Origin of the sequence: Rubidibacter lacunae KORDI 51-2, assembly GCF_000473895.1 — a bacterium.
GTDB classification, from domain to species: Bacteria; Cyanobacteriota; Cyanobacteriia; order Cyanobacteriales; family Rubidibacteraceae; genus Rubidibacter; species Rubidibacter lacunae.
On record NZ_ASSJ01000081.1, the window covers coordinates 137052 to 163318 of the forward strand.

The window sequence follows — 26267 nt, forward strand, 5'->3', positions numbered from 1 at the left end:
GTTCCACTCGCGCACACCGAAAGAGGAGAGCGTCCATGCTTGAAGCCTACCGCCAACAGGCAGCCCAGCGCCAAGCGCAAGGTATTCCCCCGCTGCCGCTAACTGCCCAGCAGACTTCCGAGCTTTGCGAACTGCTCAAAAATCCGCCATCCGGTGAAGCAGAATTCCTGTTGGAGCTGCTGCGCGATCGCGTGCCGCCGGGGGTAGATGAAGCGGCGTACATCAAGGCAGGCTTTCTGACGGGGGTCGCGAAGCAGGAAATTGTCTGTCCGCTGATTGCGCCCGAGTCGGCAGTCTTCCTACTAGGAACAATGCTAGGTGGCTACAACGTACATTCTTTGGTGGATTTATTGCGATCGCGCGATGCCAACCTCGCCGATATTGCGGCACGCGCCCTAGACAAGACGCTGTTGGTATTTGACGCTTTTAACGACGTCTTGGAACTGTCCGACGTGAATCCCTACGCCAAGCAAACCATTGATGCTTGGGCAAATGCTGCGTGGTTTATCGCTCGCCCTCAGGTTCCTCAGTCGATCCGAGCGATCGTCTTCAAAGTGCCGGGCGAAACCAATACCGACGACCTGTCGCCCGCGCCTCACGCCAATACGCGCCCGGACATCCCGCTCCACGCCCTCTCGATGTTGGAATCGCGGATGCCCGGCGCGCTCGATACCCTGGCCGAGCTCAAGCAGCGCGGGCTCCCGGTTGCCTACGTCGGCGATGTTGTTGGGACCGGCTCCTCGCGCAAGTCAGCGATCAACTCGCTGCTCTGGCATATCGGCGAAGACATTCCCTACGTGCCCAACAAGCGCGCGGGCGGCTTCATCCTCGGCGGGGCGATCGCACCTATTTTCTTCAACACTGCAGAAGATTCCGGCGCCTTCCCGATCCAATGCGACGTAACGCGCTTGGACACCGGCATGGAGGTCGAAATCCGTCCCTACGACGGCACGATCCTCGACGCCAGCGGGGCGGAATTGTCAACCTTCTCGATCGAGCCGAACACGCTCCTCGACGAGGTCCGCGCGGGCGGTCGCATTCCGCTGATGATCGGGCGCAGCCTCACCGACAAAACCCGCGAGGCGCTCGGGCTGCCGACGAGTAAGGTGTTTGCCCGTCCGGTGGTGCCTGAAGATACGGGGAAAGGCTTCACGCTGGCGCAGAAAATGGTGGGCAAAGCGTGCGGACTACCAGGCGTCCGTCCGGGTCTTTCTTGCCAGCCGCGCATGACCTCGGTGGGCTCCCAAGACACCACCGGCCCCATGACCCGCGACGAACTAAAGGAGCTAGCTTGCCTGGGCTTCAACGCCGACCTGGTGATGCAGAGCTTCTGCCACACGGCAGCTTATCCGAAACCCGTCGATGCCGTTACGCACCGTCAGCTGCCGGACTTTTTCTCGACCCGCGGTGGCGTTGCGCTGCGTCCCGGCGACGGCATCATTCACTCCTGGCTGAACCGGATGTTGTTGCCAGATACCGTTGGCACCGGCGGCGACTCGCACACGCGCTTCCCGATCGGCATTTCTTTCCCGGCGGGGTCGGGTTTGGTTGCCTTTGCAGCAGCGCTGGGCGCGATGCCCCTGAACATGCCGGAATCGGTGCTCGTGCGCTTCAAAGGGAGCTTGCAGCCGGGTGTGACCCTGCGCGATATCGTCAACGCAATTCCCTGGGTAGCGATTCAGGAAGGCAAGCTGACTGTTGCCTCCGAGAACAAGCGCAATCTCTTCGCCGGTCGAATTATGGAAATGGAAGGGCTGCCCGACCTCAAGGTCGAGCAAGCCTTCGAGCTAACTGATGCGACGGCCGAGCGCTCCTGCTCTGGCTGCACGGTGGCGCTGGGTCCGGAAACGGTGGCAGAATACCTGCGCTCCAACGTGGCACTGCTGCGAAACATGGTGGCACGCGGCTATCAGGACGGGCGGACGCTGATGCGGCGGGTGGCGAAGATGGAAGCGTGGTTGGCAAACCCGCAGCTCATGCAAGCCGATCGCGATGCGGAATACGCTGACGTACTGGAGGTCGATCTCGATCGTATCGTCGAGCCGATCGTTGCCGCTCCCAACGATCCCGATAATGTCAAACTGATATCCGAATGCGCGGGCGATCGCATCGATGAGGTGTTTATCGGCTCCTGCATGACCAATATCGGGCACTACCGGGCGGCAGCGAAGGTGCTCGAAACTGCCGGGCGGGTAAAGGTGCGGCTGTGGATTTGCCCGCCCACGCGCATGGACGAGAAACAACTGCGCGAGGAAGGCGCGTACGGCACCTTTGCCGCTGCAGGCGCGCGGACGGAAATGCCCGGCTGCTCGTTATGCATGGGCAACCAAGCACGGGTTGAGGACGGCGCGACAGTGTTTTCTACCTCAACGCGCAACTTCAACAACCGCATGGGCAAAGGCGCGCGCGTGTACCTCGGTTCGGCCGAGCTCGCCGCAGTATGCGCGCTGTTGGGTCGCATACCAACCAAAGAGGAATACCTCGACATCATTCGGGAAACAATCGAGCCGTTTGCAAGCGATCTCTACCGCTATCTCAACTTCGACCAAATTGCGAACTTCGAGGACGAAGGGCGTACGATCCCCCGCGACCAAGTGCCCCGCATTGAAGACATCCTGGGTATGCCCGCGGCAGCACGCTAGGGTGCGACGGACGCGATCGCCCGACCTAATTTGCTAAAGCCACAAGCTCCCACCCAGTCGCGCGAATGAGGGCTTATTCGGGCACGTTTGGCGGTTGCTTCGAGCCGAAAGACAGCGCGATCGTGTCTTCTTTGCGCAACACGAACAGAGCGCAGCAGGCGGCAAGCATCGGCCAGGCGGTGAAGAACAGCAAATTCGGTGATGCGTATGGGTCGAGGTAGTAAGGAAACGAGGCGAAGGTCGAGACCGCGTGCATAACCAGAATCATTCCGTATGTGAAGAATTTCGCGATGCCCAGCACGAAGCCGATCGAGATCGCGAGCTGCAATGCCCCCAGGATGTAAGAAGCGATCGGGACCAGGTTACTAATGCCATAAGACCCGTCGAACACGGCAGCCGTATGTTCGGGGTTAAGGAATTTATCCAACGCCCACACAAGAAACACCAAAAACACACTCAGCCGCAGTAATAGCAACATCAATGCCAAGCGGCGCGCCAAGGCGGTCGGCTGGTTGGAAACATCAGTAGTCATCGTCATACCTCGCTGTTTTGCTCGATAGGGTCACGTTAGCGAGTCAGGCTGAGAGCGCTCTGAGAACGCGAGCAGCGCGGGATCGATCCCAATCGTCTCTAAATAGAGCTTGCTGAAAAAGGCTGGAATCCCTGCAATGAAAGGATCTCAGCGTTTTCTATGCCAGAAAAGTGCAAGTTTATAGGCACCAGAGCCTCAAAACCCTTGTACTTGGGCCGAGAATCCGAGCCAAAAAGCTGGGGCTAGATGGTAGAAGCCAGATTCCATAAGCTCTCTGCCTCCTAAATTCGTTTTGTGGACTTTTTCAGCAAACCCTAAGTAGTCATTGTCCGCAATAGACTTGTCTGCAATAGATATTGTCCGCGCTCGATGGGTGTAAGTTGATTTCCCAAAAGCCAGCGATCGCGGACGGCAGACTATTAACTTGCCGGGCACCTAAGCTTCAAACCTGCCCGATGAGTGCAAGAATAAACTACGACGGGAGCCCGGCGTGTTTAGGCAGAAAAACCCCCTGCACTGTCGGCAGCAAACCTGTTGTTAACTTCTATCTTTTACCGACGACGATGGCCAAGGTTCTCGTGTCCGACCCCATCGACCAGGCGGGTATCGACATCCTCTCGCAGGTCGCTCAAGTAGATTACAAGCCGAAGCTGCCGCTCGACGAACTCGTTGCCATCATTCCGTCATACGACGCGCTCATGGTGCGCTCGGGTACCAAGGTGACTGCTGAGGTCATTGAAGCCGGTACCGAACTGAAAATCATCGGGCGGGCGGGGGTCGGTGTCGATAACATTGACGTCCCGATTGCAACTCGCCGCGGGATCGTTGTTGTCAACTCCCCCGAAGGTAATACCATTGCGGCAGCCGAGCATACGATCGCGATGATGCTGTCGCTGTCGCGCATGATTCCCGACGCCAACCAGTCGGTCCAAGCAGAGCAGTGGGACCGTAAGCGCTTCGTGGGTGCAGAAGTCTACAAGAAAAACCTCGGCATTGTTGGACTGGGCAAAATTGGCTCCCACGTTGCCGCGATCGCCCGGGCCATGGGCATGCGACTGCTAGCGTACGATCCCTTCATCTCCCTCGAGCGCGCCGATCAACTCGGCTGCCGCTTGGTCGATTTGGACTTGCTCTTCAGCGAATCGGATTACATCACCCTCCACGTGCCGAAAACCCCGGAAACGGAAAACTTGATCGACGCGGACGCCCTGGCGAAAATGAAGCCGACAACCCGCATTGTGAACTGCTCGCGCGGCGGCATCATCAATGAAGATGCGCTGGCCGCAGCAGTAACAGCCGGCACGATCGCGGGTGCGGCGCTGGATGTATATGCAACCGAACCGCTCGGCGCATCGAAGCTGCGCGGGCTCGGTCCCAACGTCATCCTGACCCCGCACTTGGGCGCGTCTACGGCCGAGGCCCAAGTGAACGTCGCCACGGACGTGGCCGAGCAAATCCGCGACGTACTGCTCGGGCTACCCGCGCGATCGGCAGTCAATATTCCTGGACTCAACCCCAGCGTGCTCGAACAGATGCGTCCGTTCCTGCAGCTAGCCGAAACCCTGGGCAACCTCGTAGGGCAACTAGCCGGCGGTCGCATCGACCAACTCACCGTTCGCCTGCAAGGCGAGCTGGCAAGCAGCCAAAGCCAACCGCTCGTGGTTGCATCCCTGAAAGGGTTGCTCTCTCAGGCCTTGCGCGAGCGCGTTAATTATGTCAACGCCAGCATCGAAGCCAAAGAACGGGGGATTCGCGTGATCGAAACCAAAGATGCTTCGGTTCACGATTACTCCGGTTCGCTCAGCCTTGAAGCCCACGGCAGCTTGGGAGCTCATTCAGTGACGGGCGTGCTGCTGGGCGACAACGAAATCCGCGTTACCAGCGTCAATGGCTTCCCGGTCAACGTTCCGCCGAGCAACTATATGCTCTTTACCTTGCACCGCGACATGCCAGGGATCATCGGGAAAATCGGCTCGTTGCTGGGCAGCTTCAACGTCAACATCGCCAGCATGCAGGTCGGGCGCAAAATCGTGCGCGGCGAAGCCGTGATGGTATTGAGCTTGGACGATCCGCTGCCGGATGGCGTGCTATCCGAGATTACAAAGGTGGAAGGCATTCGCGATGCCTACACGGTGAAGCTGTAATGGCGTCGCCATTGACTCGAAAAGCGCAGCGAACGTCGCGCCGAGCTCCCCGAACGAGCATTCTGCATGGGCAATAGCTGGTGGGAAATTGAAGTCATCTGCGATCGCGATCTAGAAGACGCGCTCTACTGGCGGCTCGAACGCTTTGGTTGCCGGGGAACGGCAAGTACGGACTGGGGCATGGATCGGGCGGTGCGTGCTTACCTGCCGGCAGTCCAAGCCCAGTTATTGGACTTGTCGGCTCTGGCCCTGTGGCTGCAGCAAGATGCTGCCATGATGGAGTTCGAGCCGCCGGACGTGCGCTGGCGGCTGATCGACGACGAAGACTGGGCGCGCAGCTGGCAAAAGTATTGGCAGCCCCTCGAGGTGGGCGATCGCTTCTTGATTTGCCCGGCGTGGCTGACACCCCCCGAGACCGACCGCCTGACAATCCGTCTGGATCCGGGAGCGGCTTTCGGGACGGGCACCCATCCGACTACGCAGTTGTGTTTGGAAGGCATCGAGATGCGCCTGCCGCCGGGGCACTCGGGCGGCACGATCGCGGATATTGGCTGCGGCTCGGGAATTTTGTCGATCGCCTGTTTGCTATCGGGAGCGACGCAGGTGTATGCCGTGGATACGGACCCATTGGCACCGGCAGCGGCGATTAGTAATGCCGCACTGAACGACCTCGCTCCCGATCGCCTGATCGCCGAGCAGGGCAGCATCGAGCGCTTGATCCAGCTGGTACCCGAGGAGTGCGACGGCATAGTCTGCAACATCATTGCCGAGACGGTGCTGGAATTGATCCCGCACTTCAACGCGATCGCCAAGCCGCGCTGCTGGGGCGCGATCGGCGGCATCTTGATCGATCGAGCTAGCGACATTTCGGTTGCTTTGCAGAAACACGGCTGGCAGGTTGGGGCGCTCTGGCGCCGGGGTAATTGGTGCAGTTTTAACATTCGCCACCGTCAGGATTAGGGGAGCGCCGTGAAAAGTTTGGCCGTGCTGCCGCCGTGGATCGCGCTCGAACCGCTATTGCGGGCGTGGTTGCTGGAGGATGTGGGGCGCGGCGATCGCGCCACCAGCGGAATCTTGTCCGGGTCCGCGCGGCCGGGGCAAGCAGCGTGGATTGCTAAAGAAGCCGGTGTGGTGGCAGGGTTACCGATCGCGGCGCGGGCCTTCCAACTGCTCGATCCTGACGCGCGTCTGCAAGTACTGGTGGGCGAGGGCGAGACCTGCGAGCGCGGGCAGGCGATCGCCGAAATCGAAGGGTCCCTGGAGGCGCTGCTGACGGGCGAGCGCGTGGCGCTGAATGTGGCGATGCGCGCAAGCGGCATTGCCACGCGAACGCGGCAGTTCGTGGCGCGGATTGCGGATTTGCCATCGCGGCTGACCGACACGCGCAAAACTACGCCGGGGCTGCGGGCGATTGAAAAGTACGCAACGCAGGTGGGCGGGGCGCTCAACCATCGCTGCGGTCTCGACGATGCCGCGATGATCAAAGACAATCACATTCGCGCGGCGGGAGGCATCGCCGCAGCTGTGGCCGCCGTCCGGGCAACACTGCCCTATCCGCTAACGGTTGAAGTGGAAACCTCGACGCTGGGGGAAGTGAAGGACGCGATCGCGGCCGGGGCGGACATCATCATGCTGGACAATATGTCGGTAGAGCAGATGCGTACGGCAGTCGAACGCATTCGGACGGACGCCCCAAGGACGGCGATTGAGGCGTCGGGGAACGTGACGCTGGAGACGATTCGCGCGATCGCGACAACAGGCGTAGATTTCATCTCCAGCAGCGCGCCGATTACGCGCTCGACGTGGCTGGACTTGAGCATGCAGTTGCGGTGAGGCGATCGCTCCGCGAGGCAGCACTTGCGATGCGGTAGGCTATTTTTGGTTTTACGAACGAATGGATGGGGGTGGTTAGGATGCCGAAATACGTGATGTGGGGCAACTATTGCGAGGACGTGCTGGAGAAGCGCGCGCCGTATCGCCAAGCCCACTTAGACGGACTGACAGCTCAGAAAGAACGGGGCGTTCTGGTCACGATCGGACCGACGAAGGACCTCGCGCAGGTCTTCGGCATTTACGACGCTCCCGACGAAGCAACTGTACGCCAGCTCGTTGAAGCCGATCCTTACTGGCAAAACGGCATTTGGACCAGTTACGAGGTTAAAGAATGGATTCAGGCATTTTAAGCACGATCGGCGCCCGAGCGATCGGCAAGAATGTCTCTGCTGGGTGGGTGGTGCGATCGCAACCCGGTAGTTGAATTTGCTCGTGCAGCGGGGAAGAGTTGTTTGGGTTCGGCAAAGAGTTCCCCGTCGGCCGATCGCATCTTCGACCAGCAGTGAGAGGACGTTTTGAAGACTTCGCTTTACGTTGCAAATTATTGACAGCTGCAAAGCGATTGAACACTCGGGCAAATTGGAGCGTTTAAGCTGTACCTTGCATCAGCGCATCTCACCGTTCCTGCGGCGAGGTTTAGCCATTTTTAAGTGCCTGTTCGATTGCATTGTCTTATTGAGGAATTTTATTCACTACTACAACGCATTATTGCCTCTTGAGTACTCCCCATTGCCAATGGGTACCAAATTGTCGGCAAGACATACATGGCGCGGAGTTTATGGGGAGAATACGACACTGAAGGTATTCCACGATTGCACCACAAGACGCTGTGCTACTCAAAATCAGTGAAGATGCTGACGACTTCACTCAAGCGTTTGATTCACTATCTGACGTTCTAGGACGTACACGTACTAGCTTGATTCATAACTTCATTCGGCAACGCTCAGCCAGGTGAGGAGAGCGTCGTAGGGGGTGGGAGTTTTTTTTCGCTTCGAATTACAATTTGTCCCAGCGATCGCTCGCCGCGCTGCTACGCTAGACGCCAGACCTGCTCCCCCATCCACCCCGACTGAGGTTGAAGTAATGGTCGTCACCCCCGCTCGCGAGATTTGGGTGAGCGCTGCTCGCCTCAGCGATCGCGCCGGACTTTACCAAATTGCGATCTGCGCCGGTCGCATCACCGCGATCGTACCCCAAGACTACACCCCGCAGCCCGCAGCGATCGACCTCGGCGGCGATTGGCTGTCCCTCGGCGGCGTAGATCTGCAAATCAACGGCGCGCTCGGCTTGCCCTTCCCGAACCTGACGCCCGATCGACTCCCGCAACTGCAGGCGATCTGTGAATATCTCTGGCAACAGGGCATCGATGCGTTCTTGCCGACTCTTGTTACCAGCCCGATCGCGTCAATGCGCCAGGCGATCGCTACCATCGCCGCCTTCCTAGAAACCCCGCAACTGCCCGGACAAGCGCAAATCCTCGGCGTCCACCTCGAAGGTCCGTTCCTCAACCCCGACAAGCGTGGCGCGCACCCGCAGCAACACCTGCAGCCGTTAACCCTCGCCAACCTGCAGCATCTGCTCGACGACCTGCCCCCCGTCGTCAAACTCATCACCCTCGCCCCCGAACTCGACCCCACCGGCGAGGCAATCGCCTACCTGCAAGATCGCGGCATCGCCGTCAGCCTCGGGCACTCCCAAGCCACCGCTGCCGAAACCAAAACTGCCGGCGATCGCGGGGCGACCATGGTCACCCATGCCTTCAATGCCATGCCCCGCCTGCACCACCGCGAGCCCGGCTTGCTCGGCGCAGCCTTGACCGACCCCCGCTTTTGGTGCGGCTGCATCGCCGACGGTCAACACATCTGCCCGACAATGCTAGAGATTCTGGTGCGGGCGGGACGCGATCGCCTTTTCCTGGTCAGCGACGCCCTGGCACCGCTCGGTTTGGGCGACGGCGACTATCCCTGGGACTCGCGGGTGGTAACCGTCCGCGACGGCACCGCCCACCTCGAAGACGGCACCCTAGCCGGCACGACCCTGCCGCTGCTGGTCGGCACGCAAAACCTCGCGCGCTGGGGCATCTGCGACCCTGGAGCCGCGATCGCTCTCGCCACCAATGCCCCGCGTGCGGCCTTGGGTTTGCCCGGTCTCGCGATCGGACAGCCAGCAATGCTCTTGCGCTGGAGTTGGGACGCGCGATTGCGAACCCTGACGTGGCAGCGACTGCAGTTAGCCCGTCCGGAGCCCTAGTGCTCTGTCAAACCCAAGATTTAGGGGTGGCGATCTCTGGAAACTCCTTTTGACAGGGGTTCGAGAGGATGAGAACCCTAAAAGTTTTTCTTGATGCAGCACTAGGCAGATAGGGCACGGCGACGGCATCCCGTAGGATCGAGACAGATTCGTTGTCAGTGACGCCGTGACTTCCATCCAGCCGCCTGCGACCGACACTGCCAGTGCCTGGCACGCGCTTTCCGCCCAAGATACCTGCTTTTGCCTCAACAGCAACTCATGCACTGGACTGGCTGCAGAGGAAGTCGCACGTCGGTCCCGCATTTACGGACCCAACCGCCTCGAAGAAAAACGGCTCAGAACTAAATGGGCGATTTGCTTCGAGCAGTTCAAAAACGTCATGTTGGTGTTGCTGATCGTCGTGGCGATCGCCTCCGGCATTCTGGATGCCGTGGAAATGCGGGCGGGGACCTTCGATGGCGTGCCCTTCAAAGACACGGTTGCGATCCTGACTATCGTCATCCTCAACGGCCTCCTCGGTTACCTACAAGAGAGCCGCGCGGAAAAAGCTTTGGCTGCACTGCGGCAACTATCCGCACCCAAAGTGCGGGTGCTGCGCGATAACAAAACCGCAGAACTCGATGCCGCAGAGTTAGTCCCGGGTGACATCGTCTGGCTGGAAGCCGGCACGCAACTGGCGGCCGACGCTCGCCTGCTCGTGGCGGCACACTTGCAGGTGCGCGAATCGGCACTCACGGGCGAGGCGACGCCCGTTCTTAAATCCGCCACCGCCGTCCTCGACGAAGATGCCGCGCTTGGCGATCGCATCAACCTCGTGTTCGCCGGGACGGAAGTGCTGCAAGGGCGGGGTCAGGCGATCGTTATCAATACCGGCAAGCACACGGAACTCGGCCGCATTGCCGAACTGCTGGAGTCGGTAGAAACAGCACAAACGCCGCTGCAGCGGCGCATGACGCAGTTGGGCAATGCGTTGGTGGTCGGGTCGATGTTACTGGTGGCGCTGACGATCGGCATCGGCGTATTGCGGACGGGGTGGGGACGCTTGCTGGAGCTGATTGAAGTGTCTTTGAGTATGGCGGTTGCCGTCGTGCCAGAAGGGCTGCCCGCTGCCATCACGGTGACGCTGGCGATCGGAACGCAGCGGATGGTCCGTCGCAAAGCCCTGATTCGCCGCCTACCGGCCGTGGAAACCCTGGGTTCGGTCAATACAATTTGCTCCGACAAAACCGGCACGCTGACCCAAAACAAGATGGTCGTCCAAGAAGTGGCGATCGCGTGCGGAGCCTTCCACGTCACGGGTGAGGGCTATGCACCTTCGGGGAAGTTCGTACTCGGTGAGGAGGCGATCGCGCCGGCCCAATACCCGGACCTGCAGGCGCTGCTGGTGGCAGGCGTACTCTGCAACGACGCTACGCTGCAGTTCTCCGGTGCCCAAGACGATCGTGCCCCCGACACCAGCGGCGAACGCGGTGAGTGGCAAGTGTTTGGCGATCCGACTGAAGGGGCGTTGCTGGTGCTGGGAGCGAAGGCTGGCTTCGCTAATCCCACTCTCGACGGGCGCTACCAACGCCTCTCCGAATTTCCCTTCGACTCGGAACGCAAGCGCATGAGCGCAATCTGCCGCGCGACCGATGCCGACGTACCGAGATCGGAGCAAGCCTTGGTCCTCTTTGCCAAAGGGTCGCCGGAGAGTCTGCTGGCTCGCTGCACGGTCTATCAGGCGGGTGAGGACGCGATTGCTCTGGACGAACGGGAACGCGATCGCATCCTGGCAGCCAATGCGGACATGGCCGATCGCGGGCTGCGGGTACTGGGCTTTGCTTACAAGCCATTAGATGTGGAACCGGCCGATGCAGATGCGGCTGAAACCGATTTGGTGTGGTTGGGGTTAGCCGGGATGATGGATGCCGCCCGACCGGAAGCGCGCCCGGCCGTGGACAGGTGTATTGCTGCCGGCATCCGGCCGGTCATGATCACGGGAGACCACCCGCTGACCGCGCACGCGATCGCTCAGCAGTTGGGCATCGCGCGGCCGGGCGACCAGGTGTTGACCGGTCCCGAATTGGCCAAAATGTCCGATGGCGATCTCAAAGCTGCCGTCGATCGCACCAGCGTCTACGCCCGCGTCTCGCCCGAACACAAACTCCGGATTGTGGAAGCATTGCAGCAGCGTGGGTGCTTCGTAGCCATGACCGGCGATGGCGTCAACGACGCACCAGCCCTCAAGCGTGCCGACATCGGGATTGCGATGGGAATTACCGGCACCGATGTCAGTAAAGAAGCCAGCGACATGGTGTTGCTCGACGACAACTTTGCCACGATCGTCGCCGCCACTGAAGAAGGCCGCGTCGTCTACGACAATATCCGTCGCTTCATTAAATACATTCTTGGCAGTAATGTCGGCGAGGTACTGACGATCGCCGCGGCCCCCCTCATCGGCCTCGGGGACGTCCCGCTCGTCCCGTTGCAGATCCTGTGGATGAATCTCGTCACCGACGGGTTGCCGGCTCTGGCACTGGCCGTCGAGCCGGCAAACCCGGACATTATGAAGCGATCGCCGTTCGACCCCGGGGAAAGCATTTTCGCGCGCGGGCTGGGCTGGTACATCATCCGCGTTGGCATTGTTTTTGCCCTGTTTACAATCGTTTTGATGAGCTGGTCCTACGGGCAGGCGCAAGGCTCGGCAAACCCCGAGAGTTGGAAAACTATGGTGTTCACAACCCTCTGCATTGCGCAGATGGGACACGCGATTGCAGTGCGATCGGACAAGCCTGCGTTCGAAATGAATCCGTTCTCCAATCCCTACCTACTGGCGGCAGTGTCGATCACGACCGTGTTGCAATTGATGTTGGTTTACGTGCCACCGCTTCAGGCATTCTTCGGCACACATCGGCTGAGCCTAGTCCAGCTCGGGATTTGTCTCGGCTTCAGCACGCTCGTGTTCGTATGGGTCGAACTAGAAAAGCTGTTCCTGCGCTGGTGGCGATCGCGCCGTCGCCTTCGAGCGTAAACCTACACGTCGGTTGCGGATAGCAACAACAAGGAGTGGGCTGCAACCAAAAGCACCTGCCCGAAATCAGGACGAAAACCCCATCTCGGGCAGGTACGACATTTGAGTTAGTTCGAACTCGAGCGTTACTTGATGAACAGCATTTCCTGATAAGTTGGCAGCGGCCAGAAACTGTCAGCTACTTCACCTTCAAGTGCATCGACGTAGCTGCGAACCGTATCCATCAGCGGACGGATCGTTGTCGCGCAGTGCTGCATGTGAGCTTCCGTGCTCTGGAAATCGTGCTTGGTTAGAGCGGTACTCAACTTATCCGTTGCCTCAACCATAGACTTCGTTAAGTCGGCAACTTTCTGAGCACTCTCTTTTTCGAAGTGGATGCCCAACCCCGCCAAAGACGTGATGGTAGAAGACAGCTGCGACAGATACTCGACGGCTGCCGGGTAAATCATGGTCTTGGCCATGTCCATCGCCAGCTTGGCTTCCACCTCGATGGAAAGAATATATTGCTCGGCGTAAACCTCGAAACGACTTTCTAGCTCGACTGGCGTGAGCACTCCGGTCTTCTGGAACAAGTCTTCGATGTATTCTTCCTTCAGCGTCGGCAATGCATCGGCAGAGGTGGGCAGGTTTGCTAAGCCGCGCTCTTCAACTGCCATCTTGTGCCACTCTTCGGAATAGCCATTGCCCCCGAAGATCACAACACCGTGCTCTTCCATGATTTCCTTGAGCACCGTGAGAATCGCCGTATTGAGTTCGAGACCCTTAGACAATTCGGATTCCAACCGGTTGCCGACCCACTCCAAAGAGTCCGCCAGCATAGTATTCAATACGATCAACGGACCCGATACCGACTGGCTCGAGCCGACAGCCCGGAACTCAAAGCGGTTGCCGGTAAATGCGAAAGGCGACGTCCGGTTGCGATCGCCGGCATCTTTAGTGAGGTGCGGCAACACGTCAACCCCCAGGTCCATCACGCCTTTCTGCGTCGACTCGGTAACCGTCCCGGTTTTAATTTGCTCGAAGACTTCTTCGAGCTGCGATCCCAAGTAAACCGACATGATGGCAGGCGGTGCCTCGTTTGCTCCCAGTCTGTGATCGTTGCTGGACGTGGCGATCGCCGCCCGCATGAGCGGTCCGTACTTGTGAACGCCGCGAATGACTGCACCGCAGAAAACGAGGAATTGAGCGTTCTCGTGGGGAGAGTCACCTGGGTCGAGCAAGTTTCCTTGGGTCGAATTACCCACAGACCAGTTGACATGTTTCCCGGAACCGTTGATGCCGGCAAAGGGTTTTTCGTGCAGCAAGCAAGTCAGCCCGTGCTTCTTTGCCGTGTGCTTGAGAACCGTCATGATGGTTTGCTGGTGATCGCTAGCCACATTCGCCGCTTCAAAGTGAGGGGCGATTTCAAATTGACCGGGCGCGACCTCGTTGTGTCTGGTTTTGGCAGGTATCCCCAGCTTGTAAAGGGTTGTCTCTACGTCCTGCATGAAGACTTGAATCCGCTCGGGAATCGCACCAAAGTAATGGTCGTCAAATTCTTGACCTTTAGCCGGTGGTTTGCCAAATAGCGTTCGCCCGGCCAAGAGCAGATCGGGACGCTGGTTGGCAAAATTGGCATCTACCAAAAAGTATTCTTGCTCGGCTCCGCAGCTAGAGTTTACGTGGGCAATATCCTTATGACCCAAAAGTCCCAAGACCTTATTGGCAGCCTTGTCCATCGCGGCAATAGAGCGCAGGAGCGGCACCTTTTTGCCCAATGCTTCACCCGTCCAAGACACGAAAACAGTGGGAATGCATAACGTCGACCCATTGTCCGTTTCCATGATGTAGGCAGGACTAGTTACATCCCATGCCGTGTATCCCCGGGCTTCGAAGGTGTCTCGAATACCGCCATTAGGGAAGGAAGAACCGTCCGGCTCGCCCTGCACCAGCACTTTGCCGGAGAACTCCGAGGTGACATTGCCGTTTCCCTGCACGGAGATGAAACCATCGTGCTTCTCAGCCGTCAGGTTCGTCATGGGATAAAACACGTGAGCGTAGTAAAGTGCCCCTTTGGCCATTGCCCAGTCTCTCATAGCGGTGGCAACGGCATCGGCGACAGAAAGATCGAGCTTCTCGCCGGTGAGAATGGTTTTCTTGATCGACTTGAAGACAGCCTTGGGCAGACTGGCCTGCATTTTGTCGAGATTAAAGACGTTCTCCGCCCAGATATCTTTCAAGCGCTCTGGGGGCTTAGGAGGCTTTGAATCGCGGTTGACAATCTGACGAATTGCTTGAACGCGAGCCATATTTCCACTCATGATCTTTCCTCAATCTCGATCGTTCTAATGATGTGCAAGTCCAATTCTCAAAACAGATGGCGGAGGGACCGAAACCCTGACATCCGCTCTAACCCGAGATGCAACAAACTGCGGTGACGATCTCGCTCCAGACTCGCCTGAGGCAAAATGTTTCGAAACCGTTAGAGACAGAAATGTAGACAATAAAAAATGGCCGCTGCCCTATAGAAAAGAGGACTCGACCTATACAAACCTCATTTGTCGGGCATGGAATTCGTGCGCGTAAATCTGCAATACTCCAAAGGAATAATTTAAGATTGGGAACCTGGGTATAAATGTTTATCCCATGCATGAGGTGGCTCTGTTGTAGTGAAAGTTACAGAACACTGCTGCGATCGCGGCTGAGAAAAGCGATCGATGCTAGGGCTTGTCAACTAGGCAGGTGTAGGACGTTTTCCTCATGCTGCACGAGCAAGTGGTGCAGCTCGCGAAATCAGGACATTCATCAAAACCAGGGTGTGCAGTTCGTTATGTCTGAGCATTGCGGTGCTTAGCGACACCAGACGGGAAAGCCTTACATCCGGAATGTCATCGATTATCTGCAATTGCTGTGAGCATCGCGCTAGGTGCTAGGGGGTAGATCGAACGTAGTAGAGTTCAACTGGCAACCCTATGGGCGCGATCGCCGTCGGCATTCAGTAGCATGAGACCTGGACAGCGCGGGTGACCCCATGACCTTTATTGACTCCAAAGGGCGGCTTTTCGGCAAACTCAGCATCATCGACGTCTGCGCGATCGTCGCGATCGCCCTCGTGGTCTTCGGCATCTTCTTCTTCCCCAGTACGACTGGCTCGGTAGCCCAATTGAGCGGTACGCAGCCCATTGAAGTTGACGTAATGATTCAAGGCTTGAGCGTGCGCGACCCCGACGCTCTGTTAAAGGAATTGCAGGCTGCCGACTCTACCGACATCATCATCCGCAAGCAGCCCTACGGTCGCGTGGATCTTATCTCCGTAGAACTCGTACCGAGCACTGTTTACGTGCCACTCCCTGACGGCAGTGTTGTTGCCAAACCCGACCCGCGCCCGAAAGAGCAGTTCAGCACGACATGGCTGGTGACGATCGGCGGCGAGGCACAGGTCACCCAAAGCGGTTTTGTTCTCGGGAATAACAAAGTGAAGATCGGGACGCCCGTGGAGCTTGAAGGACGAGACTACAACTTCCGGGGCAGTATTATTGCGGTGCGCTCACTGGTGGCGTAACGACCGACAACTCCTTAAGGAAACGGCCGACGAGCGCGATCGCCACACCGGGCACCTCGAGCTGCGGCGTCAGACCGACCTCGGGTAACTCGATGAACGAGCGGATGTATTGGGGGTTGAGCGCGGCGAGGCGTTTGCCAATTTCCGGTCCCGTGAACTGCGATTCGCGTCCCCAGATAATCGCGGTTGGGATCTGGACCTGTCCGATGTATCGTGCCAAGTCGAAGCTGAGATCGCCGCGCACGAATGACAGTGCTGCATATTCGGCATTGGGTTGCTGTGCCGAAGCCAGGTAGGCCATAACGATTTCTTCATAGACTCGCTCGGGATTGGCAAACTGCCGAGTTTCTAGGAAGTTGCGAATACCACCAGCTGTTGCAACGCCGGCGTTATAGATGACGCGGTCGAGCACGGGCGTGCTGACGAGCTGGGCGAAGAAGTTGCGCGAGTAGTCTCGGCCGAAGTCGGATAAGCCGGCAGGCGCTGTCAAAATCAACAGCTTGAAGAGTTCCGGCCGCGCGATCGCCGCCCGCGCGACGATCGCAGCGGTCAGCGAAGATGCGACGACGGCAGTGGGCGTATCGCAAACTTGCTCGAGGAATTCGACGATCGTGGTGATGTAATCGTCTGGGGAGTAGTTGCGTTCGGGATGGTGCGATCGCCCCCACCCGATTAAGTCGGGAGCAATGACGCGGTATTCGTCGGCAAATGCGGGATAGACTTTCGACCACTCGTAGGCGGAAGAGCCGCCACCGAAACCATGGAGAAACGCCAGCGTCGGGCGACCGTCAGCCCCTTCCGTATCGCCTCCCACCATCCATGGAGCAGCGAATGTGGGGGTGTAGTACACCATACTGCCAAGGGACGTAGTGATGGATAGGCGTTCGACGCCGGGCAGCTCGATCAAGATCGGTTCCTCCAATGGGCGCTGCTTCGATCCTCGGCGATTTTTGGCCGTCTGCCAAGGTATTAGTCACATCGCCGCGTCATCAAATCGATTTGCCCGCCCGATCTCAGCACGTTGGCGGCTTGATAGAGCAGTGCTTGGAATCTATTCGTTAGCGAGCGTCGAGGTTATTCCGATAGCGATCGAAATATTGGCAAGTTCGAGTGGGATTAGCAGAAATCCGTAATATCTCGAAAGAAGTATGGCGAGATCTTTGTCAGGTTTCGATCTTGCCCCGAGACTCTCCGACGCGAGTTCGAAAGTGAGCGAGATAGCAAGATCCCTACTAAAAATGGTTTTTCGGGATCGCAATGCGATCGCTTTTTCTCAATCGCTTTTTCTCAATAGTTTCTACCTTTTGCGAAATTCAGTCCGTATTCTCAACTAAAGAGTTTGCTGCGACTCAACTACGACTACCTTGATATTCGAACGCTTCGCTGCAGAGGTTGCAGCAGTCGGTTCCATCGGACTTACATCTCAGAGCAGTTTTTACGATTCGGAAACCAATGAACACTTCAAATAATTGCCTGAGAGCGCGTGCAGGCGGTCGCCCTCAACAGTTGCGATTGTTGCTAGTAGCCTCGGTTGAGTGATGCGGTAGGACTCGTTTCATTGCCAGGCTTTTCCTATAGGCTTCGTTAGTTATCGTATCGGGTTAACAAATATCCCATTGAGGTCGATCTGCTCGTCCACCATTGACTCAGTTGAGGCTTGAGATTCTCGTCTTCGTTACCCAAGCGCAGCGCTTAACAATTCGTACTAAAATATGTGCCCCGCCCTGCTAATTGCCGCGTTAGCATCAGGGATGCGACGTATGGGGGAGGGCAAAGCAATGGTGGCAGCAACAACCGGAATCGAGCGAGCGGGTATCGACATGGGCGGTGTCGCCGCCCTGACAGCAGCCGATGTTTCCGAGCTGGCCAGTCGATTGGATCGCGACGATTACAACAATCCCTTCGAGGCACTCGACGACTGGCATCTGCTGCGCGCGATCGCGTTTCAGCGTCCGGAACTCGTCGATCCTTACGCATATCTTCTCGACTTCTGCAACTACGACGAGGTCTGATCGAGCGTGTTGACCGGCCGGCGAGTACTGGTCGCAATCGGCGGAGGTATCGCAGCGTATAAGGCATGCGAGTTGGTTTCCTCCCTTTACCAAACTGGAGCCGAGGTGCGTGTCATCATGACAGCAGCCGCCCAGGAGTTTATCGCGCCTCTAGCAATTTCTACCCTCAGCCGCCACCATGCCTACACCGATGCGGATTTTTGGCAGCCGCATCCACGTCCGCTGCACATCGAGTTGGGCGAATGGGCCGAGGCGATCGCAATCGCGCCATTGACAGCAAACACGCTGGGTAAGCTAGCGCACGGTCTGGCCGATAATTTATTGACAAATACAATCCTGGCGGCCGATTGCCCGCTGTTGCTAGCTCCGGCAGCTAATACGCAGATGTGGCAGCAACCGCGCGTGCAGCGCAATTGGCAAATGCTTCTGCAGGAGCCGCGCGTGTGCGCGATCGGTCCGGGCGCGGGGTTGCTAGCCTGCGATCGCGTCGGGCCAGGACGGATGGCAGAGCCGGCAGCGATTCTGTTGGCGTTGCGATCGCTGTTGCATACAGACGGACGGATGGATTTGGCGGGCAAGCGCGTGTTGGTCAATGCGGGAGGAACTCGGGAGTTTCTGGACGCGGTTCGGTTTCTGGGCAACCCGTCGACCGGCAAGATGGGACTGTCACTAGCATTGGCGGCTGCCCATCGTGGCGCAGAGGTGACGTTGGTGTTAGGTCCGAGCGAACTCCACGTACCGCAGGTACCACCCCTGCAGCTTGAGCGCGTGACAACAGCTGCTGAGATGCATGCCGCCATGTTAAAAGCATTTCCCGTGGCAGACTGGACGTTTCTGTCAGCGGCAGTGGCAGACGTGCAACCGGCAACGCGCGCAACAGAGAAATTGCCGAAAGACCGACTGCCATCAGTACTGGAGTTGGTCCCCGTCCCCGACATTGCCGCCGACCTCGGACGGACCAAGCACGCGCATCAACGACTGATCGGTTTTGCCGCCCAAACTGGCGATCCAGTGCCGCCGGCGCTCGGGAAGTTGAAGCGCAAGCATCTCGACGGTATTGTTGCCAACCCAGTCGATCGCCCGGATGCAGGGTTTGCTAGCGACACGAATTGCGCCGTTCTCATTGCTCGCGACGGGACGCAGCGCACGCTACCGACAGCGGATAAGTTCGACCTGGCCCACTCCATTCTCGATTGGGCTCGAGATTTACCGGTGTAAGCACCATCTTTTCCTGCTCGGTACCGGTCCCAGGCAGACCGATCCCAAATCTTCCAGAACACCGTCCAAACTACCTTGAAGATAGTCTTGTTTTGGAAGACGAGTTTGGAGAACGAGGCAATCAGTTACGGTAAGCGTTGTCCAGAATTCTATATGACCCATTTCTGCAACTCTCGTTCGAGCGAGCAAGATAACAAAGGGGGCGCATGCGGGGGCTGGAGTCAGCAGTCCTGGGATAGAGGCGCGATCGCGCTGCCCCTGCAGTCGATTGCCTTGAGGATGATGGAGTTTTCTTCGAAATACGATCGGCCGAAGTAACCCAGACTATCGATATCATGGCTGAGTCCGCGCACGATCGACTCGTCTTTTTTACTCGGCGTATAGTCTTGGCGGTTCCCATCACCGATGATTGCCTCGGTGAAGTCGTCGAACGTTCCCGAGTCTTCTCCAGGACCGTATAGCTCCAGCGTCCGGTCGGGCTGGCCCGATCGCCCTTGACCCTATCGCAATACGCTCCTTGCTGTTGCGGGAGTCCAAAGTGCAGCCAGTTCTTCGGCAGCGATCTGTTCTGCAGGCGTAATTCTCTCTCCTATAGACGCGATACATGCTCTTAGGAAAGACAAACGCGCAGAGACTCTGAGCTAACCGTGCCGAGCAATGAGCTGCTCGCCGACGCGCAGGGCATTGGCAATAACTGTCAAGGCAGGACTGACCCCCGAGCAGGATGGAAAAAAGCTGCTATCGACGACATAGAGGTTGTCGAGTTCGTGGGTGCGGCAATCGAGATCGAGGACGGAATGCGCTGGATCGGACCCGAAGCGGCACGTCCCGCACTGGTGGGCCACCACTTGAATCGGTGCTTCCGCACGTGGATGAACCTTTGCCGACTTAAGTCCTTTGACGGTTTTCTCAATCGCCTGCAGCACCTCGATCCACCGGAAGACGAGACGATCGTGGGCCTCGGCGTTGTTGGGAACAAACTCGATCCGCAGTTTGCCTTTATCGCCCCAGCGGACGCGGTTGTTCGGATCGGGCAAGACCTCGGTCTGAACCCACCAGCCGATCGATCGCATCGCCAATTGTTTGAGTCCGAAGCCGGGCATGAGCTTGGCAGCAACCGACAGGAGCGGGGGTGCCTCGGCGAAGATCGTGTCCTGCAGCAGCCCGCCAGTGTTCTGAATGTGACCGAGTGGATAGTTGAAGTTGCTGTCTCCCCAATAGAAGTCGTTCATGCAGACGCTACGTCGGAATACTCCGGAGTTCGCCTCGGTGCTGAGCTGCACGATCGACGTCATCTGGTGTTTCATCAAGTTGCGCCCGACGAGGTCGGAGCCGTTGGCCAGACCGTTGGGGTGCTTCTCATTTGCCGACTTCAACAGCAAGGCAGCAGAATTGATCGCGCCGCACGCCAATACGACGATATCGCCTGTATATAAATACGAGCTCTTGCCGACTTGGGCTTCGACGGCCTTGACCTCGCGTCCTGAAGCATTGGTGTGCAGGCAGGTTACCTTTGCTGAAGTCAAGAGCGTGACGTTCTCGCGCTCCCGAATCGGCTCGATGCCAAAGACCTCGGAGTCGCCAGTCGGATCGTCGTCGCGGCGGGTGAGACTCAGGGGAATGGGCCTGGGATGCAATCCGCGGGCGGCGATCGCTTCAACCACTGGCTTGACCGCGTCGGCATGCTCGATGCCGGGGTAAGGATAGTCCTCACTGTGAGGAGGTTCGGTGGGGTCGCCGTCGGCATTGCCGTGAACCATGTAGAGCTGTTCTGCGGCGGTGTAATAGGGCTCGAAGTCTGCGTATTGCAGCTCCCACTCTGGAGACATCCCCTCTTGGTGCGCGACGGCCGTAAAGTCGCGCTCGCGCATGCGCATCAAAGAGGCGCCGTAGATTTTAGTGTTCCCACCAACGGCATAGTTGGTTTGCGGTAAAAACGGCTCCCCATCGCCGTCATACCATTGCTCGGGTGCGTGGTATCGCTCGCGCTTGAACACGTCGACGCTAGCGACGTTTTGCTCGTCGAGGGCCATAGCACCGCCCCGTTCGAGGATCAAAATTTGCTTGCCGGCTTCGGCCAGCTTGCGGGCAAGTGTGCCCCCGCCCGCTCCCGTGCCGACGATGATGAAGTCGTAGTGGCGATCGTCGATAATCATGCTGCTATTGCCACAGGTAAATGAGCGCGAATAAGACAATCCAAATAACGTCGACGAAGTGCCAGAACAGCGACGTTGACGCTACGCCGTGTTCGCCGCCAGCGTAGTTGTTGGGAATAAACGATCGCCCCAGCATGACGCCTTGCATGACAATGCCCGCGAGCACGTGCAGCCCGTGAAAGCCGGTCAGCAGATAAAACGTCCCGCCGAACGTGCCGGCTGTAAAGCCGAAGGGCAAACTCAACCATTCCATCGCCTGCGCGTACAAGAACGTGCTACCCATCACCATCGTCAGCAACCAGAAGCTCCGGAAGCCCCACAGGTTCTCGCGGTGCAGGTAGCGCTCGGCGATGGTGATAACGAAGCTGCTGGAGACCAGAATCGCGGTGGCGATCGCCGGACTGCGGACTTCCAAGCCTTCGACACCCGGCGGCAGCCAGTCAGTTGCCGAGGTTTTGAAAACAATGTAACCGACGAAGAAACTCAGGAAAATCACCGTTTCCGACAGCAGGAATACGACGAAGCCGAACATGCGATGGTCTTCTGCGTCGTGGTGCGCGCTGGGAGCGATCGCGGTTGTTGCGTCGATGTTTGTCGTGCTCACTGGCTTACTCCGCAGCTTTACTTTCGGCAAGTTCGACCAGCGGTTCGTTCGAACCATAGCCGTAGGGACCCGAGACGACAACGGGAATCTCTGCGAAGTTCTCGTGCGGCGGTGGCGACGAGACCAGCCACTCCAGCCCGATCGCGCGCCAGGGATTGTTGGGTGCCTTCTTGCCCTGCACCCACGAGCTGAGGATGTTGAGGATGAAAGGTAAGGTTGAAAGTCCCAAAATGAAACCGCCGATGCTAGCAATGACGTTCCAGAAGGCGAACTCGGGATCGTAGGACGCGACGCGACGTGGCATTCCCTGCAAACCCAGCGGGTGCATGGGGAAGAAATTGAGATTGGCCCCGATGAAGGTGAGGGCAAAATGCAGCTTGCCCAAGCCTTCGTAGTACATGTGTCCGGTCATCTTGGGGAACCAGTGGTAAATCGCAGCGTATGCGCCCATGACCGCCGCACCGTAGATCACGTAGTGGAAGTGCCCGACCACGAAGTAAGTGTTGTTGACGTGGATGTCGAAAGGAGCCGATGCGAGCATGATGCCCGTGACGCCTGCGAACAGGAACATCACCAGTCCGCCAAGAGCAAACAGCATTGGTGTCGTGAGCTGGATTTTGCCGCCCCATACGGTGGCGACCCAGGCAAAGACCTTCACCCCCGTCGGCACCGAAATCAGCATTGTCGAGAACATGAACAACATGCGCATCCAGTCCGGTGTGCCGCTGGCGAACATGTGGTGTACCCAGACAACGCCGCTGAGACCGGTGATGACTAAGGAAGAGACGGCAACGAAGGGATACCCGAACAGCGGTTTGCGAGCGTGGACGGGGAATACCTCGGAAAACACGCCGAAGATCGGCAAGATAATCACGTACACGGCCGGGTGCGAGTAGAACCAGAAGAAGTGCTGGTACAGGACCGGATCGCCGCCGCCAGCTGGGTTGAAGAAACTCGTCCCGACCGCAAGATCGAACAGCAACATGACCGCGCCGGCCGTCAATGCTGGCAGCCCAAAGAGCTGAATGATCTGGGCGCTCATCACCGCCCAGACGAACACCGGCATCCGAAACCAGCCTAGTCCCAGGGCGCGCATGCGGACTATCGTGGTCACGATGTTCACTGCACCCAAAATCGAAGAGATGCCCGATAGCGCTACCGCCACCAGCCAAAGCAACTGGCCGTTAATCAAATTTCCCGTGGGATTTTGCAAGCTGACCGGCGGATACGCCCACCATCCCGACTGCGACGGTCCACCCGGCACCAAAAAACTCGCCATCAAGATAACGCCAAACACCGGCACCATCCAGAAAGCGACGGCGTTGAGCTTGGGGAACGCCATGTCCCGCGCCCCGATCATGAGCGGTACCAGGTAGTTCGCCAAGCCATTGAGGAACGGGAACGTCCACATGAACAGCATGATCGTGCCGTGCATCGTAAACAAGCCGTTGTAGACCGTGCGATCGACGAGGTCGGCTGCGGGGGTGATCAGCTCCCCGCGCATGACCATCGCCAGCAAGCCGCCGATTAAGAAAAAGAAGAACGCCGTGACGATGTATTGAATGCCGATGACCTTGTGGTCGGTGCTGAACGTGAAGAAACGCTTCCAGTTATCGGGCGCGCCGGGGTGGGGCTGCTCGGTCTTCGGGAGCGCGGTTAGGGTGGCATCACTCATGGGAATCGCTTTCCGAGCTGGAGTAATTAGCAAGGGGAGCTGCGGCCGGGACAATCCTCGACCAGCCCAAGCTCATGGGCTTTTCAATCGCGGCTTTGAATTCTTGATAGGCGACGTTTTCGGCTGGGGTCAGCGGTTGCGCTGCGGCCGCTGCCAGCCACTGTTGGTAAGACTTTAAGGATTCGACGACGACGTGGGTTTGGTTGGTAGCAAAGTAGGTACCGCTGTACTCCGAGTCGCGCAGTCGATAGCGTCCCTCGCGAATGGGCGTGAACTCGAAGGCGATCGCCCGGCCGGGAATGATGTCTTGTTTGACGCGAAAGGCCGGGACGTAGAAGCCGTGGAGCACGTCTTCAGAGGTGAGCTGCAGTTGCGCGCGCTGGTTTACAGGCAGGTGCAGCTCGGTGCTTGTTACGTCGCGATCGGGGTAGTAGAACTCCCAAGCCCACTGGCGCGATCGCACCTCAATGGGAGCGCTTGCCTCCGGACTAGCTCCGATTTCGTTCGCCATAGCAGTCGGCATCCCGACGTGCAGGCTGCCGCCCGATCCAAGGATGCTCATGCGGTTGTAGGTCTGGTAGCTGTAGGTGCCGATCCAAACCACGAGTACCAGGGGAATTGCCGTCCAGACAATTTCCAGCTTGAGGTTGCCTTCCAATGCCGGTCCGTCGCTGATGTCGTAGCGGCTGGCACGCTGGAACAGCACCGAGTACAGCAGGGTTCCCGTTACGCCCAGTACGATGAAGCTCGCGATCGCAACCATGAAGCTGAACAGGTTATCGACCAGGATTGCTTCGGCAGAGGCTTGCACGGGCATCCAAGAGTAAGACTGCTGCCCGATCCAGTAGCTGACTAGGGCGAGCCCAGAAGCGAGCGCGATTAAGGTAAAGAGCGTGCGTCGTGTCATGACCTGAGTTTGGTTTCGACCTTTATTTCGACAGGGCTCTATTTATTCGATAGCGCTCCTAGTGAAGCATTGAGGTCGCCACCAGCATGCAGGATGCGAGCGGCATCGACATGTACGCCGAAGTCTGCGCCCAAGTGCGCGCCGAGGGTGCCGTGGACGAACATGATGGCAAAGATGCTCAAACCCGCCGCCAGGTATGACCATTGCACTTGTCGCGAACGGTCTTGTCGCCACACGTAGCGTTGGAAGCCTCTCCAGACTGTCATGCCGACGATTAGTGCCAGTAACAATACCCCCCCAAGGGCGTGCCAGACCATAGTATCCCTAGCATTCAATCCCCAGGGGCTGAGTTTGTCTGGGTCTGGTTCGGCGAGCAGCATTTCATAGAAACCGGCGGATACCGTAAAAAAGGTAACGATCGCGGCGGCGACCAGATTGTACCAACCGACGTCAAAGAAGTTGGAACGGGTGGCGGGAATGGCGAAGAATTTCAGGAGTGGTTTTTCAAAGGGCAGCAGCACGCCTACGATGTCGAAGGCGATCGCGATGATGAACAACCCTAAGGTGAGGTGAACGAGGTTGGGATGGATCGGCAACTGGTATGGCAAGCCATTGGTACCGACTGCTGCCAGGAATGCGTTCATTACAAGATCCCCTGTCGTGTAGCTTCGACAACTGACTCGGAGTGCAACCCATAGATCCACACCAATTTGTCGCCGAGGTATATCTGAAAGCAAACGATTGCGGTCAGCACTAAACCCGCACCGAGGTAAGAGGTCGGCAAGGTGTCGGGGGTGCGCAGGCGAATCACGTAACGCCAGCCGGTGATCGTAGCGATAATGCCCGAGAGCGCCCAGCCGATAATGGTGTGGGTATTGAGGTCGCTGACGGCAGCAATATAGGGATTGGCTAGACCGGCTTCGATCTGTCCGAAGACGATCGCGATGAAGATCGACACGGTAGCAATGGTCATGTTCCACCAGCTCACTTCAAACAAGCGCGAGTTTTTGGTGAAGTAGCCGATGATGTCGCAGAGGACTGCAAACAACACCATCGCAATCACGAAGTGCACCACGATTGGGTGAATTGTATCGGGGTAGGGGAGATTGTGATTGTTAAGTGGTGGCAGATAATTTTCCATGATTATCGGTCTTAATTAACTTGGATTCATGAAAGGTTTCAGCCATGTTGTTTCTGACGTTAAGGGATAGCCCAGTTGCATTACAAATATTGCGCGAACCCACTTGTGCTCGAGCTTAGTGGCACGTTCGCAGTCAGCTGGTGTCGACATCCAGGGCTCGTACGTATCGAAGAATGCATTTCTCGCTAAAGCTTTAACTTCGCTTCAGTTCCGGCGACTTCAACTAAATTTCTTAAGGATTTGTGGACGCACACAACGAATCATCCACAGCCTAGCACGCGGTTTCAGATCGTGCTAGGAAGTCGAATCCCTTGCCGTATTTAACTTAAAGGCACCTCGAAAATAGGGTGCGTCTGCGAGGAAAGAGCTTTCAGAGAAGGTGGTCGGATGGGACAAAAGGGCTTTTGGGATTGGGAGCAATAGGGGTGTCAAGTATTTTTGTGTAAGCAAGTAGACCTCAGTTGGTGAAGCACTCGGGATGCTCGATGGCAAATCGCGCTAGCGCCACCTTCCAGTTCGCCAGTGGCATCGTCCATTCCTCGGAAATCTTCTCCGGCGCTAGCCTATGTTATTCACGAATAATTTGATGAAGCCTCAAACCC

19 protein-coding genes are annotated in these 26267 nt (G+C 57.8%); 10 read left to right on the forward strand and 9 right to left on the reverse strand.

Annotated features, from left to right (window positions below; translation table 11 throughout):
- The first annotated feature begins 35 nt into the window (after positions 1-35).
- On the forward strand, positions 36-2642 hold the full coding sequence (acnB, locus tag KR51_RS15460) for a bifunctional aconitate hydratase 2/2-methylisocitrate dehydratase (protein ID WP_022609050.1): 2607 nt from the start codon (positions 36-38) through the stop codon (positions 2640-2642).
- A 73-nt stretch (positions 2643-2715) separates the two neighbouring features.
- On the opposite strand, the gene KR51_RS15465 is transcribed toward acnB, so the two are convergent.
- Positions 2716-3180 carry a hypothetical protein gene (locus tag KR51_RS15465; RefSeq protein WP_198016807.1) on the reverse strand — a complete coding sequence of 155 codons (465 nt, stop codon included), beginning with the start codon at positions 3178-3180 and terminating at the stop codon, positions 2716-2718.
- Positions 3181-3737: 557 nt separating this feature from the next.
- Here KR51_RS15465 and serA point away from each other — a divergent pair.
- From serA to KR51_RS15495, 6 genes are all read left to right on the forward strand, one after another.
- Positions 3738-5318, forward strand: a complete 1581-nt coding sequence (gene serA, locus KR51_RS15470; RefSeq protein WP_022609052.1) for a phosphoglycerate dehydrogenase — start codon at positions 3738-3740, stop codon at positions 5316-5318.
- A gap of 66 nt (positions 5319-5384) precedes the next feature.
- The gene (gene prmA / locus KR51_RS15475) at positions 5385-6278 is read left to right on the forward strand and encodes a 50S ribosomal protein L11 methyltransferase (RefSeq protein WP_022609053.1); all 894 of its coding nucleotides are present in this window, start codon (positions 5385-5387) and stop codon (positions 6276-6278) included.
- 24 nt (positions 6279-6302) lie between these two features.
- Positions 6303-7151, forward strand: a complete 849-nt coding sequence (gene nadC / locus KR51_RS15480) for a carboxylating nicotinate-nucleotide diphosphorylase (protein WP_198016812.1) — start codon at positions 6303-6305, stop codon at positions 7149-7151.
- A gap of 80 nt (positions 7152-7231) precedes the next feature.
- Positions 7232-7501 (forward strand): YciI family protein, encoded by a 270-nt coding sequence (locus tag KR51_RS15485; protein ID WP_040656509.1) that lies wholly within the window; start codon positions 7232-7234, stop codon positions 7499-7501.
- A gap of 733 nt (positions 7502-8234) precedes the next feature.
- Positions 8235-9401, forward strand: a complete 1167-nt coding sequence (gene nagA / locus KR51_RS15490) for an N-acetylglucosamine-6-phosphate deacetylase (protein ID WP_022609057.1) — start codon at positions 8235-8237, stop codon at positions 9399-9401.
- Between the two features lie 166 nt (positions 9402-9567).
- The gene (locus KR51_RS15495) at positions 9568-12411 is read left to right on the forward strand and encodes a cation-translocating P-type ATPase (RefSeq protein ID WP_022609058.1); all 2844 of its coding nucleotides are present in this window, start codon (positions 9568-9570) and stop codon (positions 12409-12411) included.
- Positions 12412-12536: 125 nt separating this feature from the next.
- On the opposite strand, the gene KR51_RS15500 is transcribed toward KR51_RS15495, so the two are convergent.
- Positions 12537-14711, reverse strand: coding sequence for a glutamine synthetase III family protein (locus tag KR51_RS15500; protein WP_022609059.1), 2175 nt, complete (start codon positions 14709-14711; stop codon positions 12537-12539).
- Positions 14712-15421: 710 nt separating this feature from the next.
- Between KR51_RS15500 and KR51_RS15505 the strand changes: the two genes are divergently transcribed.
- On the forward strand, positions 15422-15952 hold the full coding sequence (locus KR51_RS15505) for a DUF4330 domain-containing protein (protein WP_022609061.1): 531 nt from the start codon (positions 15422-15424) through the stop codon (positions 15950-15952).
- Here the strand turns inward: KR51_RS15505 and KR51_RS15510 are convergent.
- A complete protein-coding gene (locus tag KR51_RS15510; protein WP_022609062.1) occupies positions 15924-16859 on the reverse strand; it encodes an alpha/beta fold hydrolase in 936 nt (311 codons plus the stop codon). The genes KR51_RS15505 and KR51_RS15510 overlap by 29 nt on opposite strands.
- A gap of 913 nt (positions 16860-17772) precedes the next feature.
- On the opposite strand from KR51_RS15510, the gene isiD reads away from it, so the two are divergent.
- The gene (gene isiD, locus KR51_RS15520) at positions 17773-17964 is read left to right on the forward strand and encodes a protein IsiD (RefSeq protein WP_040656548.1); all 192 of its coding nucleotides are present in this window, start codon (positions 17773-17775) and stop codon (positions 17962-17964) included.
- Between the two features lie 6 nt (positions 17965-17970).
- Complete coding sequence (gene coaBC / locus KR51_RS15525) at positions 17971-19182, forward strand: bifunctional phosphopantothenoylcysteine decarboxylase/phosphopantothenate--cysteine ligase CoaBC (protein ID WP_022609065.1); 1212 nt, start codon at positions 17971-17973, stop codon at positions 19180-19182.
- A 641-nt stretch (positions 19183-19823) separates the two neighbouring features.
- Here coaBC and KR51_RS15535 read toward each other — a convergent pair.
- The 6 genes from KR51_RS15535 to KR51_RS15560 form a co-directional block, all read right to left on the reverse strand.
- Positions 19824-21338 (reverse strand): GMC oxidoreductase, encoded by a 1515-nt coding sequence (locus tag KR51_RS15535; RefSeq protein ID WP_022609066.1) that lies wholly within the window; start codon positions 21336-21338, stop codon positions 19824-19826.
- Between the two features lie 4 nt (positions 21339-21342).
- Positions 21343-21870 carry a cytochrome c oxidase subunit 3 gene (locus KR51_RS15540; RefSeq protein WP_232214637.1) on the reverse strand — a complete coding sequence of 176 codons (528 nt, stop codon included), beginning with the start codon at positions 21868-21870 and terminating at the stop codon, positions 21343-21345.
- Between the two features lie 76 nt (positions 21871-21946).
- The gene (gene ctaD / locus KR51_RS15545) at positions 21947-23617 is read right to left on the reverse strand and encodes a cytochrome c oxidase subunit I (RefSeq protein WP_022609068.1); all 1671 of its coding nucleotides are present in this window, start codon (positions 23615-23617) and stop codon (positions 21947-21949) included.
- Complete coding sequence (locus KR51_RS15550; RefSeq protein ID WP_022609069.1) at positions 23610-24524, reverse strand: cytochrome c oxidase subunit II; 915 nt, start codon at positions 24522-24524, stop codon at positions 23610-23612. Before KR51_RS15550 ends, ctaD begins: the two co-directional genes overlap by 8 nt.
- A 38-nt stretch (positions 24525-24562) precedes the next feature.
- Entirely contained in the window at positions 24563-25168 is a 606-nt protein-coding gene (locus KR51_RS15555; protein ID WP_022609070.1) for a DUF2231 domain-containing protein, read from the reverse strand.
- Positions 25168-25665 (reverse strand): DUF2231 domain-containing protein, encoded by a 498-nt coding sequence (locus KR51_RS15560; protein ID WP_022609071.1) that lies wholly within the window; start codon positions 25663-25665, stop codon positions 25168-25170. Before KR51_RS15560 ends, KR51_RS15555 begins: the two co-directional genes overlap by 1 nt.
- Positions 25666-26267: the final 602 nt, after the last annotated feature.

What these genes read in the sequence shown, in the direction of transcription:
- acnB (WP_022609050.1), top strand. Translation starts at nt 36, where the DNA reads ATGCTTGAAGCCTACCGCCAACAGGCAGCCCAGCGCCAAGCGCAAGGT.
- KR51_RS15465 (WP_198016807.1), bottom strand. Translation starts at nt 3,180, where the DNA reads ATGACGATGACTACTGATGTTTCCAACCAGCCGACCGCCTTGGCGCGC.
- serA (WP_022609052.1), top strand. Translation starts at nt 3,738, where the DNA reads ATGGCCAAGGTTCTCGTGTCCGACCCCATCGACCAGGCGGGTATCGAC.
- prmA (WP_022609053.1), top strand. Translation starts at nt 5,385, where the DNA reads ATGGGCAATAGCTGGTGGGAAATTGAAGTCATCTGCGATCGCGATCTA.
- KR51_RS15485 (WP_040656509.1), top strand. Translation starts at nt 7,232, where the DNA reads ATGCCGAAATACGTGATGTGGGGCAACTATTGCGAGGACGTGCTGGAG.
- nagA (WP_022609057.1), top strand. Translation starts at nt 8,235, where the DNA reads ATGGTCGTCACCCCCGCTCGCGAGATTTGGGTGAGCGCTGCTCGCCTC.
- KR51_RS15500 (WP_022609059.1), bottom strand. Translation starts at nt 14,711, where the DNA reads ATGAGTGGAAATATGGCTCGCGTTCAAGCAATTCGTCAGATTGTCAAC.
- KR51_RS15505 (WP_022609061.1), top strand. Translation starts at nt 15,422, where the DNA reads ATGACCTTTATTGACTCCAAAGGGCGGCTTTTCGGCAAACTCAGCATC.
- isiD (WP_040656548.1), top strand. Translation starts at nt 17,773, where the DNA reads ATGGGCGGTGTCGCCGCCCTGACAGCAGCCGATGTTTCCGAGCTGGCC.
- KR51_RS15535 (WP_022609066.1), bottom strand. Translation starts at nt 21,338, where the DNA reads ATGATTATCGACGATCGCCACTACGACTTCATCATCGTCGGCACGGGA.
- KR51_RS15540 (WP_232214637.1), bottom strand. Translation starts at nt 21,870, where the DNA reads ATGTTCGGCTTCGTCGTATTCCTGCTGTCGGAAACGGTGATTTTCCTG.
- ctaD (WP_022609068.1), bottom strand. Translation starts at nt 23,617, where the DNA reads ATGAGTGATGCCACCCTAACCGCGCTCCCGAAGACCGAGCAGCCCCAC.
- KR51_RS15550 (WP_022609069.1), bottom strand. Translation starts at nt 24,524, where the DNA reads ATGACACGACGCACGCTCTTTACCTTAATCGCGCTCGCTTCTGGGCTC.
- KR51_RS15555 (WP_022609070.1), bottom strand. Translation starts at nt 25,168, where the DNA reads ATGAACGCATTCCTGGCAGCAGTCGGTACCAATGGCTTGCCATACCAG.
- KR51_RS15560 (WP_022609071.1), bottom strand. Translation starts at nt 25,665, where the DNA reads ATGGAAAATTATCTGCCACCACTTAACAATCACAATCTCCCCTACCCC.